Below are 16,328 nucleotides of genomic sequence, written 5' to 3'. Positions count from 1 at the left end.
CATATCCTTGGTGGCAAGGCGGCCATCACTTGACGCGGAGAAAGATAATCGCGACATTTCAGAGATGACTATATTCAACCTCCTCGCTGTGAGAGTTCAGATCCGGACCGGCACCTTTGGTGCCAGTACGCGCTGCATCTGTCCTTCGCCTTGTCAGCAAGGCGGTCGACGCCGGTTGGGGCGAGCGGGAGGTTGCCGCAGCACTCGAAAGGCTTTCCAGGAATTCGATGCCAAGGGCCGGATGAAGCCATCCTCCTATTATGACCGTGTCGTCGATGTCTGCGAGGAGCTGGCAAAGTTCACCTGGCTGACGCGTGATGCGTCCGGCTACCTGACAGACCGCTACAGCGAGCGGAAAGAGGAGGCCGAAAAACTCGAACAGCGCGTGAGCCTCAAATCCATATGACGATGATCAGCACCGAACGACCGCCCGTCGCGGCTATCCTTGCCCTCGGTCTCACGCAGATCATCGGGTACGGATCGCTCTATTACAGCTTCAGCATCCTCGCACCGGGCATAGCGCGGGATCTGAAATGGTCGTCGAAATGGATTTTTGGCGCGTTGTCGGCCGGTCTCCTGATCGGCGGCTTGGCGGCCCCAGCCATGGGCAAGTGGATCGACCGCTTTGGTGCCGGTCGCGTCATGACAGCCGGCTCGGCGATTGCCGCCGCCGCCCTTGTGGCTTGTGCGTTTGCCTCTGGCAAGATTGCCTTCGTCGCCGCCCTGATCGCGCTTGAGACGGCTTCCAATCTCGTGCAGTACGGTGCGGCCTTCGCGCTTCTCGTTCAGATCAGACCAAAGGTCGCCCAGCGCAGCATTACCTACCTGACGCTGATCGCCGGCTTCGCCTCGACGATCTTCTGGCCGATCACGACGGCGCTCAACGCGCATATGTCGTGGCAGAATGTCTATCTGGTCTTCGCTGCGCTCAATGTCGCTGTCTGCCTGCCGATCCATGCGTGGCTGTCGTCCAGCGTCACCAGAAGCCGCAAGCGTGCATCGGCCGAGCCTGCAAAGCATGTCGAGCCAAGTCTCTCTCCGTCGATCCGCTCGCCAGCCTTCATGCTAATGGTAACAGGCTTTGCGCTGGAGAGCTTTGTCAATGCCGCGCTCCTCGTCCACATGGTCCCGGTTCTGTCGGGACTTGGGCTCGGAGCGATGGCGCTCATGGTAGGCACGCTGTTCGGCCCGTCGCAGGTGCTGAGCCGGTTCATCAACATGGTCTTCGGAGGCGGCCTACCGCAGCTGGTGCTGGCGCTGATCTCCGCCGTGCTGTTGCCGGCCGCGCTGGTCATCCTGATTGTCACCGCCCCCTCCGTGCCAGGCGCACTGGTGTTCGCCGTGGTCTTTGGCCTCGGCTCGGGCTTGAGCAGCATCGTGCAGGGAACCTTGCCGTTGGCGCTCTTCGGCAGTGAGGGTTACGGCCAACGACAGGGACAGGTATTGGCCATCCGTCTGGTGGTCTCGTCGACGGCGCCCTTTATCCTGGCATTCCTGATGACGAACGTCGGGGTGTTCTGGTCACTAACGGTTGCCGCCACTGTCGGCGCGATTGCCGTATTTGCGTTCGTCGCAATCAGCCGGCTGGCGCACCTGCCTGACCCTTCGCATCTCGCTCTTAACCGTGCCGAGACCTGATCTTTTCAACAGCCTTTGCGAAGGATCGAAGACAGTCCGCTCAACAGATCTCGAGATGTCCTCGACGGTGCCGCAAGGATCGCCATATCGCCAACCTCGCACGCCTTGAACCAATTCGAACTACCGACCGGAACGAAATTTTGCAAGGTACTGAAAACACATTCATTTCGCGATAAATCGAATGGCCCATGGTTTTGACGCAACGCATATTTTAGGAGGATGCTCTCGACAAGCGATCGCGCCCCTTATGCGCGGTTAGCTTTCGGCTCGACCATAGCCCAATTGTCGTAAGTTCTCCGCCACCCGCCCTTCGACCGAAAGCGCATCTTCCGACCACAGTTCTGCGATCGCGTTCAATACGCGGTCGAGCTCCCATGGTAGAACAGACCTGCCCTCGATTTGTGTGAATGGTCCGTCAGATTCGGTTAACAGGCGATCACGGGGGATCATTTTGACGATATCCCGGCCCTTCTGACCATGGATCATCCCTGGTCCCACGCTGAACCAACAGCCCATGGAGACGGCGCGATCCAGCTCTCGCTTTGTCCCCGAAAACCAATGAAGGATTGGTGTTCCTGCGCCTTTGTGCGCTTCGAGTGCGTCCATTACTTGCGTGGCCGCCCGCCGACTATGAATAGTCATTACACGACCGCCCGCCTGGTCGCATAGATCTAAAATGCGATGAAACACCCGCTTTTGGGTTTCCCAGTGGGGTCGCAACTCGGGTGAGCCGTCTAACCCGATCTCCCCTACGTATGTGGCTGATGGCAGGAGTTTTTCAAATAAGGGAAGTTCGCCATGGCGTTCATGTGCAATCTGTGGGTGCAGCCCGAGCGCCGTTCTGATCCGCTTTGCCTTATGTGAAAGAGCAAGCGTACCTTCCCAAGCCGAGGGCGTGTTAGTGACAGAGAGAACATAGATATTCCGGCTCACGCAGGACTGCGTGACCGCAACAGGATCCGGGTACAGATCAAGATGGCAATGGAAGTCAATCACTTAACACCATATAGTCGATGCAGCTCACCGAGTTCGTTTAACCCTCGATCTAGCATGCCGCGGACACCGTTACGATCACCAATATCCGGAGGCGACAAGGTGTGGCCAAGCCACCGATCGAGGCCGTCAGCTTTCACCGAAGCCAACGCTATGGCAACGGAACGAACATCATCGAACGACGCGTGGTCTTCATCATCCTTTCCCAAGGGCTCGTAGACGTAATCCGTCGTATCGCGCTTCGCGTCCCATGCGACGAATGCTGCCCGTCTCACTTGACAGGGAACGCAGCGACCGCAGTGCCGGTAATTGAACCGCTGAAAGCGCCCACAGCTGGTCGAATGCGCGGCCTCGGTCTGAAGGAAAATCTGGTCCTTGCATTCGATAAGCATCTCGCCCTTCGTTTTTTGGGCGTAGGGATTTTCGATCTTCACGTTGAGGCTTGCGGCATCGAGGATCTTCTGGAATCGCGTTAGGAAGACAGGGTGCGCCGTGCGCGTGCTCAGGCTTCCAAGCCGGGAACCGGTGAGCGGCGGATTGATCGCAATGAACCCATTTTCGCAAACGTAGAGCGGGGCGGTGTTGCCTTTTGCGTATTTCTCCAGCGATGTAGCTACGACCACGCCAAAGGTCAAAAAGATCAGAGAGCGCGCTCGCTGTGACGTTTCCTGCACGGTGGGGGAAGTCGCAACGTGATTGAGCTGCAGGTGCTTCGTCAGACCAATTTCCTGTGCGAAATCCCGTTGCTTCAGACCGTCCCCTCGAACGTTCTGGCTGACTGCCACCGGCTTCAATCCATCACGAGTCAGATCGATTGCGCCAACGAGACTGTCCAATCCGCCGGACAACAACACGACGCAGTCTTCTTTCAGCACCGAAATCTTCTTCGGCGGAGCGGGTAAAACGCCGCCGTCATGAAACCGAAGCTTCCAGCGGTCCGTTGTCAGGAACGCGAGCGCCTGCCGAAATTCGTTGGCCATCGTATTCCAGAAAGCTCGGTCGGAAACGGCGACATCGAGTTCAATCTCTCTAGTCCAGCCATCGGCGCTGTCATCCCGCAGTACCGAAAAGTCGGCGGTGATGATTGAAAGTGCGATCGAAAGCAGATCCCATGCCCGTCGATGGGGGTTCAGCCCCTTTCGCCGAAGCTCTGCCTTGACGGCTTCACCCGCACTTGCCTCCGAGGGGATGCGTGGCTGACCATACAGGACAACACGCAGATCGCCTTCTTCCAATGGAAGCTCGAACGATCCAGGTCCACAAACGAGCCTCATTCTGCGTATCCCTCGAAAACCTGAAAGGTATCCCGTAGTGCATCTCTAACCACCGCGGCGATACGGTTCGAGTTTACGCTCTTGCCCGCCGCTCTGAGTTTGCGAAAGGAAGCAGCTACGGTCTGCTTGATGTAGTCACGCACCTGTTTCAGGCGACTGAGAGCCACTGTGGCGGTGGGCGCTTTCTCGATGATTGTTTTTCCGACATCGAGTTCGAACCGACGAGCAACATCCATTGCGGTGAAACGCTCGATGGCGAATTCACGCTGTTCCGGTGTCAGGGCAGCCAAATCGGCATCAGGGTACTTCACCAAGAGATCCGAAAGCGAGTCCTTGATGGCGGTTCGTTCAGCCTCGGCGTCCTGAGTGCCGTCGACCGGCCGAACCGCTTCGACGACAGCATCCATCACCTCGTTCGCGGTGCGGCCCGCAAGAAGCGCCGGATCCAGTGCACTGCCTGCGGGCTGTTGCCCCATAGTTTCGAGGATGCCGCCGAGTGCACTGGCTGTGGAAGCGGTCCCACCAAATCTGCTGGTGGTCGTCCTCGATCCGCCGTAGCCGTTACGCACGTAGTTTCCCAAGCTGCGGCGCATATCACTTAAGTTTCCGGCCTTCGCAAATTCGCCAAGGCTTCGGCGGGTACCAGCGAACCGGTGACCGGGCGCGAGAGGGGCCGCTGGTGGCGGCACGTTAGGCGCAACGGGTTTGTTGGGAGCGGCATCTACCGGCTCCTGCTCCGGCGGATTTAGATCTGGAGCGGGGTCTGGCGGCGCGTCCGGTGGTTGATCACCGGAAGGCGGATCTTCCGCCGGTGGCGCGGGGGTCCACGCGGGCACCATGTGGACGCCTCCCTTGGGTCCGTTACTTGATTGAGATGTCCCCATTATTGTTCGGCCTTCTCAATCGCTCTTTTGACCACCAGCGGCACGCCCGTGCGCTTCCATTTCTCGAAAACGCCGTCCGCCCAAGGTTGGTCTCCGATTTTCGGAACGATCCCCGGAGTAATCTGCGCCGGTGGACGATCGTTCAGAAATGCCGCCAATCGTAGTCCTTGCTGAGGATCGGCTTTCGCAACCGCGAGGCAGGCTTCCAGGATAGCTGGAACTCCCCATTCTTGTTCTTGATGAGCACGGTCCAGGAGACGATCCATAATGATCGAGGTTTCTACGCGCGACACGCGTGCCAATTTGTCGACCAGGGCCGCAGCCATTTCAGGGTGGGTGAGCATTGCGGTCAATATTTCGGCCGCTTCGGTCGTTAAACGGTCACCGGGCGTTATGAGCGGCGCGTGCTCGCGGCTCACATACAAAGCGCCCAACAACTTCGCATCGTGTAGCGGCGGAGGCAAAGCCAGCCATTCCCTCGAGAAAGGAGCATCCCAGGGCGCGGCAAGGTTTAGGTCTTTTCCCTCTGTGGCCGCTTCTTCCCAATCCTTCAGGAATCTGGGTTTGCCGTCATCGTCTTGGCTAACGGCCTTCAATAGTTCGGCGTAAGCCAACGGGCTACCGAGACGTTCGAACAGGAGAAGCTTGGCGAGGACCGCCTCATCCACGCCGACGCCCTGAGCATTGGAGATCGCCATGCGGATAGAAAGTGCATTCAGGAAACGCTTGATCAGTCGGGGATTACCGACGATGCCCGAGGCAGTCGTCATGATAGGCGCAAGCCTTTCAGCCGTATCAAAACGTCCGATAAGATCTGCCGGTATGTTCTCGTGCAGTCCCGTTACATATGCCTTGTCGACGCGCGCGCCCTGCCACGTCTTTCGCAACTGATCGATTATCCCAACCCGCAGTTTTTCCTTTACGTCGTCCTTCAAGTCGCTGTTTTCGATGTAGAGCAACATCATGTACGCGCGGACTTCCTGCGTTCCCAAGGGAGGAACGCGGATAGGCACCTGGATCAATTTGTCGAAGTAGCTCGTTACAAGTAGATCGTCGGGAACGCCTTCGAAATGCTTGCGGACGGCGTGTTTGATCATGTCGTTGTCGGCCGCGATGACGAATGCCGTATTTTTCAGAAACAGGAACAGCCGTATGGCCTCAAGGGTCGAGATCGTCGTCTCGGGGAGGCAACGGTCAAGGTCGTCGATCAACACGACAAGAGTTACCCCAAGCTCCTCAAGGGTCTCCTCGAAATTATCCCTGAGGGCTTGGATTTCCTTAGGTGGTGAGGTTTCCTCTGCCGGATTGAGAAGCCCGGAGGCAGCACTTGCCACCTCACCCGCTTTCGATTTGGCGTCTTCGATTAGTTTTTGGTCGACGGAACCACCTAGAAACCGCTGCCCCAGCCCCCACACTTCGCCGATGAGCCCAGTTGGAGGAAGTCCCATCGACACCGCTATCGCCGAACCGGCAGCGAGCTTCATTGCACGCAGCCAGTTCACGCGCTTGATGAGCGCCTTGGCCTTGTCTACTCCTCTTTCGCGCGCTCTTGCTTCCTGCTCTAGCTTCGTCGCGATGACGTCCATCAATGCGGCGCGAGCGTCGTCATAACCTTGGTAAAGCCAAGCATTGAATTCGACGAAGACGAAGTCCTTCTCGCCTTCTTTCCTCTCTCGGTTAGCGAGGGATGCTTGGGTCAGTTTTATCATGGAGGATTTTCCAATGCCCCATGATCCCGAGACACCGATTGAAATTGGGCGCCCCCGCGCCTGGACGATGATTTCCGCTACGGTGTCGGCCACTCCCGAAAAATTAAGGAAGTCTTTTTCAGTCTCATTATCTGCCCACATTCAAGGCCTCCCCCGTCGCACCTGTCGATAGTAAAACCATCGCACCGAGACGTCGCACCGATGATTCGCGTCACCCTACATTTGCAACGTATTGTTCGCGCCGAAGCTGTGTCAATTTGGAAATTCTTGCCTCGCTGGAAATAGGGAAGTCGATGTACATCGAGAAGGTCAAGATAAAGAACTTCAAGTGTTTCGAAGGCTGGTTCGCAGCCGATTTCAATCGGGGCGTCAACATCATCGTCGGCAACAACGAAGCCGGAAAATCCACGCTGCTCGAAGCTATCCATCTATGCCTGACGGGTATGCTGAACGGGAAATACCTGCGCAACGAATTATCTCCCTATCTTTTTAACCGGAAGGTCGAGCGGGCGTATCTGGACAGCATCGCCGCGAAACAACCTCTCGATCCGCCGGAGATCCAGATCGAGCTGTTTTTCGGCGGTGATAGCGACGCGTTGGAAGACCTGCGCGGAAACGGGAATTCCGAGAAAAACGACAAGGCTCGCGGCCTTCTCTTCTCGATCGAGTTCGACAAGAAATATGACGGTGCCTATACCGAGTTGCTGAAGAACAGGGAGATCAACTCGATACCCTTGGAATTCTATCAGGTGCAATGGTCGGAATTCTCCCGCCAACCGGCGATGCCTCGCACCATTCCCATTAAATCGGCCCTCATCGATTCAACAAGCACGCGTGTGCAGAGCGGTTCGGATATGTACATCTCCCGCATCGTCAGAGAGTTTTTGGACGACAAGGAACGTGTTGCGATATCCCAAGCCCACCGCAAGCTGAAAGACGCCTTCAAGGCCGACGGCAATGTCGGCGCCATTAATGAAAGATTGGCGGAAGCGGCGAAGATCAGCCGAAAAAAGGTCAGCATCTCGGTCGATATGTCGTCTCATAATGCCTGGGAAAACAGCCTCATGACTTATATCGAGGATGTGCCCTTCCACTATATCGGCAAGGGCGAGCAGTGCATCGTCAAAACGCGACTCGCGCTGAGCAGCAAAAAGAACAGCGAAGCGACCGTATTGCTGATCGAGGAACCGGAAAACCACCTCTCGCACTCGAAGCTCAACCAGCTCATCAGCGATATCAGCACCGACAATAGCGGCAAGCAGGTCATCATCACCACGCATAGCAGCTTCGTCGCGAACAAACTAGGACTGGACCACCTGATCCTGTTACGGGAAGCGAAGGTCACACGGATCGAGGATCTGGACGCGAGCGACTTCTTCCATAAGCTGCCTGGCTATGACACGCTGCGTCTCGTGTTGTCGCAGAAGTCGATCCTTGTAGAGGGCGATGCGGACGAGCTGGTCGTCCAACGGGCCTACATGGATACCAACGGGGGAAAATTGCCGATCGACGACGAGATCGATGTCATCTCGGTCGGGCTTTCGTTCCTGCGTTTTCTCGAACTGGCGACGGCGCTGAAAATCCCCGTCGTGGTCGCAACCGACAACGACGGGGATACTGCTGCGCTTGAAAAGAAGTACGCCAAATACAAGGACGTCGATCATATCACAATCTGCTATGATCCTGTGGTGGATAAGGGCGACCTGGTCCTCGGCGGCAAGCCTTTCAACTATAACACCCTTGAGCCGAAACTGGTCAAATCCAATAGCGTCGAGACCTTCAACACGCTGTTCGGTACCAAGCATGATCTCGATAACCTTCATCGTTATATGAAGAACAACAAGACCGAATGCGCGCTGGCGATTTTCTCGGCGAAGACGAAAATCAGTTATCCGAAATATATTCTGGATGCGATCGCCAAATGATGGGGCCGAATAAGCTCGTCATTGCTGCGGCAGGCTCGGGGAAGACCACCTACCTCGTCAGGCAGGCGCTTGCCGTTGAACAAAAACGGGTCCTCATCACCACCTACACGGAATCGAACGAAAAAGAGATCCGGCGCAAATTTTTCGAAATCAATGGCTCGGTTCCGGGCAACGTGCATATCCAGACCTGGTTCAGTCTGCTGATCGAGCACGGCATCAAGCCCTTTCAAGGCAAGCTGTTCGATTGGGATGTCGCTGGCATGCTTCTAGTTTCGCAGAGATCCGGTTTGCGCGGGCGCGACCGGCAAGGCCGTCCCATGTATTGGGGTGAGGAAGATTTCAGACGCTGCTACTTCGACCGTCGAAATCGCGTCTATTCAGACAAATTGTCGAGGCTGATGATACGGTGCAACGAGGCATCGGACGGCGCTGTCATCGAGCGGCTTTCCCGTATCTATCACTTTATTTTCGTAGATGAGGTGCAGGATCTGGCAGGCCACGACCTCGACATTTTGGCGGCGCTCTTCCAAAGCCCCGTCAACGTCGTCATGGTGGGTGATCCCCGTCAGGTCACCTATGTGACCCATCTGGAGGCTCGCCTTAAGAAGTACAGGGATGGCGGCATTGCCGACTTCATTCGGGCGGAACTTCCCCGAAAGGTTACCTGCGATATTGATGTGACCAGCCTCATGACATCGCACCGAAATAGCACCGCTATCTGTGAACTATCGTCGAAGCTCTATCCAAAGTTGGCGGCTGCGACTGCATGTAAATGCGTCGACTGCAGGCAGCCGGTCCCTGGTGATGCGGGTCTCCACATCGTCCGACGTAACGATCTGCCACGCTATCTCAAGACCGGACGACCGGTACAGCTGCGATGGAGTTCCGCCGTTAAGGTCGCATCTGTAGAACTGCCGTCGCTTACATTCGGACGATCCAAGGGACTCGGTTTTGACCGCGTCATTATCTATCCGACGAATGAAATGATGGACTGGCTGAAGAGCGCCCAATCGGCGTTGAAAGCCGAAACCCGTGCAAAACTCTATGTTGCCCTAACCCGCGCAAGGCATACGGTAGCGGTGGTCCATGACCTTGCCGATGGTGAAGTCGTTCCAGGATTCACATTGTTCCAGTAGCGAAAATCTCCGGAAAATGCACCCTATATAGATCTATGATTTCATCCTTGGCGGTGGGGCATCATCTTCCGATGATGACCTTTTTCTAGGTAGCTTCGTTGAATTCCCGATACAGCTCGATTGTGGGCAGATGTGCATCGATAGTCTCGCGCACCTTCGCGGCCATCGGCAGGTTGTTTTTCTCGTTTTTCCACACATCCATAAACCGTCCGACCGTCTCGCGTGCTGTGTCGAGGACCAGCTTTTCGGACAGCGCCGACTTGGCGGCCAGATGTGCAAGCTCGTCCTTCGATAGCTCCGCCATTCTTTTCGTGCGTGAAAAGTTAAGCGCGGCCGTATCCTCTCCCTCGATATAGGGGATTGTCGATAGCAGGTCGTAAGCCGGCGAGAGCGCAGGGGTACGGCGATCGGGGTAGATCAGCGACCAGTTCTTCAGATGCATGTCGCCATTGCCGATCAGTGTGCTGAAGACCAACCGGCGGATGAACTCCGCCACGTCGGCCGTGCTCGTCTCGATGCCGAGGACGCGGGCGATCATCCGGTAATTGCCCTTGCTGTACTTGTCATCCGGCTTCACGCCAAACACCTGCGCAAAATCCTCGATATGCACCGGACCCTCCGGCGTACGGTCGAAACGCCTAATGGCGAGCGCCTGCCCGTGCAGTTCTCCTACCCCCTGTGGCAGGCCGCTCACCGCATCCAGCTCGACCAGCTGGATCTCCGGCACGTCCATGCCCATCATCGCGGCGATGGTCATCATGGAGAATTCGTTCTCCGGCACGCCGCTATACTGCTGGGAGGGCAGCTTCACGATCCATGATCCACCGGTACCCTCGGCCGGAATAGTCAGGCCGCCTCCCTTCGTGGTGTTCTTGAAGGCCGAGAATTTCAGCTGCACACCGGCCAACGAAAAGCGCAATGCATTCGGTCGCGCTTCGACAGAAGCCTGCTCGTCATCGGGCGGCAGGTCATCACCCACGGTGGGATGGACCGTCACTGCACCGGGCAGATCACGACCGAGCATCCAGAGCAGGAAGAATTCCCGCGTCTGTTTTACGCCAGCACGCTCGGCGAGGTATTTTCGCAGCGGCCCTTCCGGCAACAGGTTCGAGAAGAAGGGTGGGACCACCATGTTATATGGGCGGAACTTCGTAATCAGGGCGCCGAACGGGTCCTTGAAGGACAAGCTGAGTGTCGGCCGCTTTTCGTTTTCGATATAGTCCTCGTTGAATGCGAAGATGGTGCGCCCGTCCTGCAGGTTCGTCAGGGTCGCGACCGGTTCTCCGTTTAGCCTGACATCGAGTACCGTGACCTTAGGCATCATCGTCCTCCTCATCCAGCGCGTAGGCCGAGCGCGGGATTGCGTCATCCCGGTCGCGATGCACCGCGGCGTTGCGCAGTTGCCTTATCTCGCGAACGATCGCACCCATTTCCTGACGTGACATCTTGTCGGTCTGAGAATTTTCAAGGCGGTTGGCTGCCCGCCTGAGGATGTCCAGCTCGTCGGGAGTCAGTGGCAGATGGCGTAGGAGGCCCAGGCTATCCTTGAACGCGTCCGCGTCGGCACTCGTCCCGACCCCATACCCGTACTGCGCAGACGATCGCTCGAGACGCGCGACCAGTTTGCGTTGGTCAGATGTGAGGACGTCATTCGACGCCGAACTACTTTCGAGGATGTTGCGGATCGCCGGCATCAGCTTCTTCGGCGCAAGGACGATCTCGAGGTCGAGCGCGCGCGCCACATCCACCAAGCTGCCGAGCCCAGGCTCCATTGTACCCCGCTCGATCTGGGAAATATGGCTCTGCGTCAGGCCCGAACGAGCGCTCAGCTCACGCTGGCTTACTTTCTGTCCTTCCCGGGCAGCGCGTAACTGCTGTGTTATATGCTCTGTTTTATATGCCACGATCATTATCCTGTATCGCATGATGGGAGATATACAGGATAATATATAGACAATTCCGTAAGGCAGCGCAACTCTGATATACAGATCTGTATCACTGAACAATTTTATATATAATCATATGTCAATCAGCCATGATGACTCATCATACCGGCCTAGCTTCTGTAGCCGCCCATGAGGGCGCGCAACATATCGGCCTGTGCAGACCCTGCCGGCATCGTATCCACTGTGAAAGGGACATTGATATAGGCCTGCCCGTCAGGTTGCGGCTGCGCATGCACGCCGAATTCCTCAAAAAGCCGGTAACCGACCGCCCCGACATCGATCAGCGCATCATAGCTCGGCCACTCACCACGCGTATCCCATAGGCCGCGCAGCTGCTCCACCAGCCGGCCGATCGCCCTGACCAAAGCCTGATCCTCGGTCGGCAATTCTGGCGCCACCTCGCAGAGGTTGTCGGATTCGTTCATCCCGTCCAGATGGCCGAACAGGTAGGATGCGATCCGCAAGGGCTCAAGAATGACAATACCGACTTCCTGAAAGACCCGCACCACATTGCCATGCAGGCGATAGGACCGGATGGCATCGTGCGCCCTGCCGCGGCAATCCTTCAACCGAACGGCCAAATTGTCGCGGAAACGGGCTTCCTCGTTGACCGCGAACCCCGCCGACAAACGGCAGACCGCATATTCACCCCGGCAGGCTTCGGCGAAGTGCTGCTCGTGATCGCTGATGAAATGCCCGGTCGGCGGACGAAAATGGATGCCGGGAATTGGTCCTCGCGAAAGGCGATTTCTTCGACATGTGCGCATTCATGGGCGATGATGGCAATGGCCGTGCGGAAATCCTCTTCATCGCGATCGGCCCCCTCGAGCACAATCGGGCATACCGGACCCGCGGACAAAACGATATGTGTCTTCACGGCGTCGCCACGCATGACCACGACACTCTTTCCGACGCCGGCCAGGCCCTCGTCATTGGTGCGGCTCAACGGCGCCAGCCCTTCGACGCCCCGATCGAGGTCGCGCAGCGCCTCGTCGTAATCGACCGCTACGGTCACACCGTCGAGCGCGCTGATATCGATATATTCCCCGACCTCGCGCAGAATGTGGAACATCTGCTGCCCGAGGCATTCGGCGCCGTACTGGTTGGTGATGCCCTGTACCGTCACCTGAATCTGCGGAAGCGTGGAGGCAGGCACCTCTTGTCGCGGCGTGTCGCTCGTATCCATATTAGCCCCTCTCTCCCCTCACCTCATGCGGTTTCACCCAGCTGCGCCTGCCCGCCGGCGGCAAGCACCTTATAGCGGGCATGCAGGTTATAGAATGCTTCGTCGCCCACCATGGTGAGTATCATGCGCACAAGGCTGAAGACGCACAGCAAAACGGAGAGGCCGAGTATGTTCAGCGTCTCCTGCAGCTCGTCTTCCTCCAGCAGAGGATCGAGGCTGAACAATGCGGTCCCGTCCGGCAGGAACGAACGATGCCGTAATAGCGAGCTGTAGGTGACATGTGCCGTGTCGGCCGAGATCTCACGATACATGTGCGCCATGCGCGGGAACTGGCTGTCCTTGCTCAGGTCACTCGGCTTGAGCTGCGCGCCCTTCTTGTCATTCAGGAATTCCTGCAGCAGCTTATGCGAGCCGGCATCAAGGTCCGTCTGCATGTCCTTTAACGCCTTGGCTCTCGACCATTTACTCGTGGCTTCGTCATCCTTGAGCGCCTGCAAATAGTCAGGCTTGCGGCACGCTGCATCCATATGGATCGCGCATTCGACGACCTTGCGGCAGGTACTGCGCACATCGAGCACCTTGTCATGCTCAGCGAGCAACAATGCCGTGTCGAACAATGTCAGGGCACGGGCGAACAGCGCGAATTTCACGAACAGCAGTTCGGGCTCTTCGCCTTCCGGCGCATCGAAGCTGTCCACGTCCGCGAGCTTCGCCGAGCCATGCGGAAATCCCTCATCCATTGCAGCCATGCTTCATTTATCTGGGGCTGATCATCATTCATGCGATTCTTCCTGGTTGCCACCGGTACATGTGGAGTCAAATAGCTATCCGGAGGATAATCCCACCGCCAAATGGTTCGGCGGAATGCGATGCGACTATGCGATAATCAGGAAGTCGGCAGCCGTCAGCGCCAAACCTTTGTCGAGAGAGGCGAACTGGACCGCAGCAGCCTTTTCCGTACCGTCAGCCTGGTACTGGAGAGCACCCGTGTCTTTATATGGCCGTTCCTACATCGTGGCGAACGTGAACGGAATGCGGAAGCCGCAATTGCCGTGCTCATCCCATTGGAAGAAGAAGCCACCCTCGCCCAGCACATCGATGATGATCTCGCCGATCGGTGCGAATTCGCTTCGATCTTCCCATTGCCCGTACCTGGCCCACAGTTCTCTTAGCGCGGTGCGCAGCCTTTCGAAAAACGGCGCGAACCAATGCCCTCCCAGCGCCCTGCGAACCGCAGGCACATCGTCTATCGTCAAGCCGTGACCGTCCATATGGCCGAGCAGATAACTGCCGCTCGTCATCAGGTTCTGGTAATACCGCAGGACCTCGGAGAGTATTCGGTCATGGTCGTGATCGGTGCGATAGCGTCGGATACATTCGTTTGCCCGGTTCATCGTCTCCTCGAGATGGGTGATGAATGCATTGGTGTAATCCTGCAGAGGATCTCGGCCGAACGGGGCTGCGATGCGGCAAGCCGCATACTCATCCCAGCAGGCGTTTTCGGCCTGCCCTTCGCAGGCATCTGCGGCATCATCGTAGATTTTTTTCAGCAGCGTATCGGGGAACGCCTTGTCAGTCGTCATGGCGAGTTCGACATGTGCGCATTCATGAGCGAGCAGATGCAGGGAATGGGCATAGTGCTCATCTTTCTCGTCCGGCAGTGAATAGATATAGGCAGCGTTCAGTACCAAATGCGATTTGAGAATACCGTCACGGATGACGCTCGGCGCCATCGCAACGCCTTCGACCAGCTCGGAGCTGGGCGTTAGGCGGTGGTCCGTCTCATATCCTCTATCGAGTGCGAGAAGCGCTTCCTTGTAATCGACGGCGATGGTGATGCCGTCCAGCCGCTCGAGATTGATGTAACGGCTCAACTCCCGCACATAATCGCCGACGCAATAGGCGAGCTTCTCGCCTGCTTTTTCTTCCATGCCTTGGACTGAAATACCAATGCTGGGCACGGTGATCGGTCGCTCTTCCTCGGTGGTCTCCGTCATGCTTCCTCACTCTGACTGCAAATGCGTCTTGGCCCAGACCAGCGCGCTCAACGCCCCTGCCCTTGCCTCTTCCACGGATGCGAATTCCTTGTTGCCGCTGCGGGTCGCACCGTTCTTGCGGTTCGTCACCACCACGCCAAAGCCTGCATTTTTAGGGAATACCGTCAGATTATACCCTTCGGTGTTGATGTAATCATTGCCCTTGGCCGAACGTTTCCATGAGCGCTCGGCCCATGTCCTACGGCGTTTGGCGAGGCTCCTTAATCCCCTCTCCCGTTCTTTCGGACGGACATAGTCCTCTTCCATATGTTCGGCACAGACGCAGTCAACGGCCAATGCTTCCGTGGTCTGGCCGTGCTCCATATAATGGACGTAGCGGATGGTGACGCTTTCGCACATTTCGCAAAGCTGGGAAGGCTCACCCAAATCCTCGATCCCGACACATGACCATCCCTTTTTGGGCACCCCAGCTTCGGACCATTTGCCATGACTCGTGTGATCCCTGGTCATCGCGTCCACTCAATCTTGACGTCTATTTCACGATACTGAGCTTTGAGCGTCGGACTTCACCACCCTCATTGTCGGTACCGTGCTGGGGCAGAATACAAAATAAAAGTCGTTCGACCTCAGTCATTGGAAGCGATAGCTCATCGGCAACGTCCACGAGACTTTTCCGCTCCGCCCAAAGCTGGGATAAAACCTTCCCCCATAGCACAGACGTTTCCCTGGGGATGCCATCAGGCTCGCTCGTGCGATAACCGCGTTTCCCAAGCTCGATACATATGGAACGGTATTGCCATTCGGAGAGCATGGGTCTGGTAAGATGTGCCAGTCGGTATGCCAGCGCCATTGCCGAGACGCGCCACCTTTTCTTCGCCCGTAAAATGAGATCAGCCGTTATAAGACGGGGCATTCTGACCCTGACGTCTTCCTCCGGCATTAGAAAGGCGGAAGCGAAGCGGTTTGCCTCCACCTCGGCCGTGCGTGTATCTTCGTCCGCGCCTGAGGTTTGGCCATGCCTGTGCAGGACCAAATGGCCCAGTTCGTGAGCCGCATCAAAAATACTACGCTCCGCCGATTTGAACGAATTCAGAAACACATACGCTTTGTCATTTTGCCAGAACGAGAATGCATCGACATTTGCGGTGGTTTCTTCTAGCCCCAGGACGCGGATGCCTTTGGCCTCCATCAGTTTCATCATGTTTGCGATGGGTTGGTAACTGAGGCCCCAGTGCTGGCGGAGAGCATCGGCGGCAGCTTCAGGTGTCAATTCCGGGTCGAAATGCGGCAAATCCAACGCCGGTAGATTGTATCGATTTTCAAGCCACTCATAGACTTCGACCCCGTTATCGCCGGCCGAAAGGGCAGCGTTTCGTTCTTTCGCGGTCATGCTCGACAGGCTGCGAAAGCTGACGATTTCTGCTGAAAGGAGTGCGGGGTCCTCCTTGAAGAAAAACTGCACGGGATAACCGAGAACCTCTGCGAGCTTCTCAAGTGTTCCAGAATCCGCCTGGTTCTGACCGGTTTCAAGCCGCGTGATTGTGACCGGCGATACGCCGGCCTTTTCTGCGAGTTCCTTCGCTGTCAGCTTCTGCCTTTTCCTGGCGAGGCTGAGTCTCTTTCCATTGAACATGATTGTT

At 56.8% G+C, this 16,328-nt stretch carries 15 protein-coding genes and 1 pseudogene; 4 read left to right on the top strand and 12 right to left on the bottom strand.

Features of this window, described 5'->3' with window-relative positions; all coding sequences use genetic code 11:
* Positions 1 to 199 precede the first annotated feature (199 nt).
* Positions 200 to 406 (top strand): annotated as a pseudogene (locus RHSP_RS33735) (arsenical resistance protein ArsH); the annotation flags it as partial.
* The gene (arsK, locus tag RHSP_RS17230) at positions 403 to 1,638 is read left to right on the top strand and encodes an arsenite efflux MFS transporter ArsK (protein WP_004119907.1); all 1,236 of its coding nucleotides are present in this window, start codon (positions 403 to 405) and stop codon (positions 1,636 to 1,638) included. The pseudogene RHSP_RS33735 and the gene arsK, both read left to right, overlap by 4 nt.
* A 255-nt stretch (positions 1,639 to 1,893) precedes the next feature.
* Here arsK and qatD read toward each other — a convergent pair whose 3' ends face one another.
* From qatD to RHSP_RS17210, 4 genes are all read right to left on the bottom strand, one after another.
* The gene (gene qatD, locus RHSP_RS17225; RefSeq protein WP_004119906.1) at positions 1,894 to 2,634 is read right to left on the bottom strand and encodes a Qat anti-phage system TatD family nuclease QatD; all 741 of its coding nucleotides are present in this window, start codon (positions 2,632 to 2,634) and stop codon (positions 1,894 to 1,896) included.
* Entirely contained in the window at positions 2,631 to 3,866 is a 1,236-nt protein-coding gene (gene qatC, locus RHSP_RS17220) for a Qat anti-phage system QueC-like protein QatC (protein ID WP_240535453.1), read from the bottom strand. Before qatC ends, qatD begins: the two co-directional genes overlap by 4 nt.
* A gap of 35 nt (positions 3,867 to 3,901) precedes the next feature.
* Positions 3,902 to 4,498, bottom strand: coding sequence for a Qat anti-phage system associated protein QatB (gene qatB, locus RHSP_RS17215; RefSeq protein WP_240535452.1), 597 nt, complete (start codon positions 4,496 to 4,498; stop codon positions 3,902 to 3,904).
* Positions 4,499 to 4,788: 290 nt separating this feature from the next.
* Positions 4,789 to 6,639 (bottom strand): KAP family P-loop NTPase fold protein, encoded by a 1,851-nt coding sequence (locus tag RHSP_RS17210; RefSeq protein ID WP_004119903.1) that lies wholly within the window; start codon positions 6,637 to 6,639, stop codon positions 4,789 to 4,791.
* A 152-nt stretch (positions 6,640 to 6,791) separates the two neighbouring features.
* Between RHSP_RS17210 and RHSP_RS17205 the strand changes: the two genes are divergently transcribed.
* Positions 6,792 to 8,423 carry an ATP-dependent nuclease gene (locus RHSP_RS17205; RefSeq protein WP_004119902.1) on the top strand — a complete coding sequence of 544 codons (1,632 nt, stop codon included), beginning with the start codon at positions 6,792 to 6,794 and terminating at the stop codon, positions 8,421 to 8,423.
* On the top strand, positions 8,420 to 9,559 hold the full coding sequence (locus RHSP_RS17200) for a UvrD-helicase domain-containing protein (RefSeq protein ID WP_004119901.1): 1,140 nt from the start codon (positions 8,420 to 8,422) through the stop codon (positions 9,557 to 9,559). The genes RHSP_RS17205 and RHSP_RS17200 overlap by 4 nt, the downstream gene beginning before the upstream one ends.
* Positions 9,560 to 9,644: 85 nt before the next feature.
* Here RHSP_RS17200 and RHSP_RS17195 read toward each other — a convergent pair whose 3' ends face one another.
* The 8 genes from RHSP_RS17195 to RHSP_RS17160 form a co-directional block, all read right to left on the bottom strand.
* The gene (locus RHSP_RS17195; protein WP_004119898.1) at positions 9,645 to 10,880 is read right to left on the bottom strand and encodes a type II toxin-antitoxin system HipA family toxin; all 1,236 of its coding nucleotides are present in this window, start codon (positions 10,878 to 10,880) and stop codon (positions 9,645 to 9,647) included.
* Positions 10,873 to 11,463 (bottom strand): helix-turn-helix domain-containing protein, encoded by a 591-nt coding sequence (locus tag RHSP_RS17190; protein WP_015341966.1) that lies wholly within the window; start codon positions 11,461 to 11,463, stop codon positions 10,873 to 10,875. The genes RHSP_RS17195 and RHSP_RS17190 overlap by 8 nt, the downstream gene beginning before the upstream one ends.
* 152 nt (positions 11,464 to 11,615) lie before the next feature.
* Positions 11,616 to 12,074, bottom strand: a complete 459-nt coding sequence (locus tag RHSP_RS17185) for a hypothetical protein (RefSeq protein ID WP_240535451.1) — start codon at positions 12,072 to 12,074, stop codon at positions 11,616 to 11,618.
* A complete protein-coding gene (locus RHSP_RS17180) occupies positions 12,071 to 12,691 on the bottom strand; it encodes a hypothetical protein (protein WP_004119892.1) in 621 nt (206 codons plus the stop codon). The genes RHSP_RS17185 and RHSP_RS17180 overlap by 4 nt, the downstream gene beginning before the upstream one ends.
* A gap of 23 nt (positions 12,692 to 12,714) precedes the next feature.
* Positions 12,715 to 13,440 carry a DUF5677 domain-containing protein gene (locus tag RHSP_RS17175; protein ID WP_240535450.1) on the bottom strand — a complete coding sequence of 242 codons (726 nt, stop codon included), beginning with the start codon at positions 13,438 to 13,440 and terminating at the stop codon, positions 12,715 to 12,717.
* Between the two features lie 258 nt (positions 13,441 to 13,698).
* The gene (locus RHSP_RS17170) at positions 13,699 to 14,688 is read right to left on the bottom strand and encodes a hypothetical protein (protein WP_004119888.1); all 990 of its coding nucleotides are present in this window, start codon (positions 14,686 to 14,688) and stop codon (positions 13,699 to 13,701) included.
* Positions 14,689 to 14,694: 6 nt separating this feature from the next.
* Complete coding sequence (locus RHSP_RS17165; protein WP_004119886.1) at positions 14,695 to 15,198, bottom strand: hypothetical protein; 504 nt, start codon at positions 15,196 to 15,198, stop codon at positions 14,695 to 14,697.
* A gap of 22 nt (positions 15,199 to 15,220) precedes the next feature.
* Positions 15,221 to 16,321 carry a helix-turn-helix domain-containing protein gene (locus RHSP_RS17160; RefSeq protein ID WP_004119883.1) on the bottom strand — a complete coding sequence of 367 codons (1,101 nt, stop codon included), beginning with the start codon at positions 16,319 to 16,321 and terminating at the stop codon, positions 15,221 to 15,223.
* Positions 16,322 to 16,328 lie beyond the last annotated feature (7 nt).

The sequence above is a fragment of the Rhizobium freirei PRF 81 genome, assembly GCF_000359745.1.
GTDB classification, from domain to species: Bacteria; Pseudomonadota; Alphaproteobacteria; order Rhizobiales; family Rhizobiaceae; genus Rhizobium; species Rhizobium freirei.
This window is presented reverse-complemented; position numbering and strand designations above follow the sequence as displayed.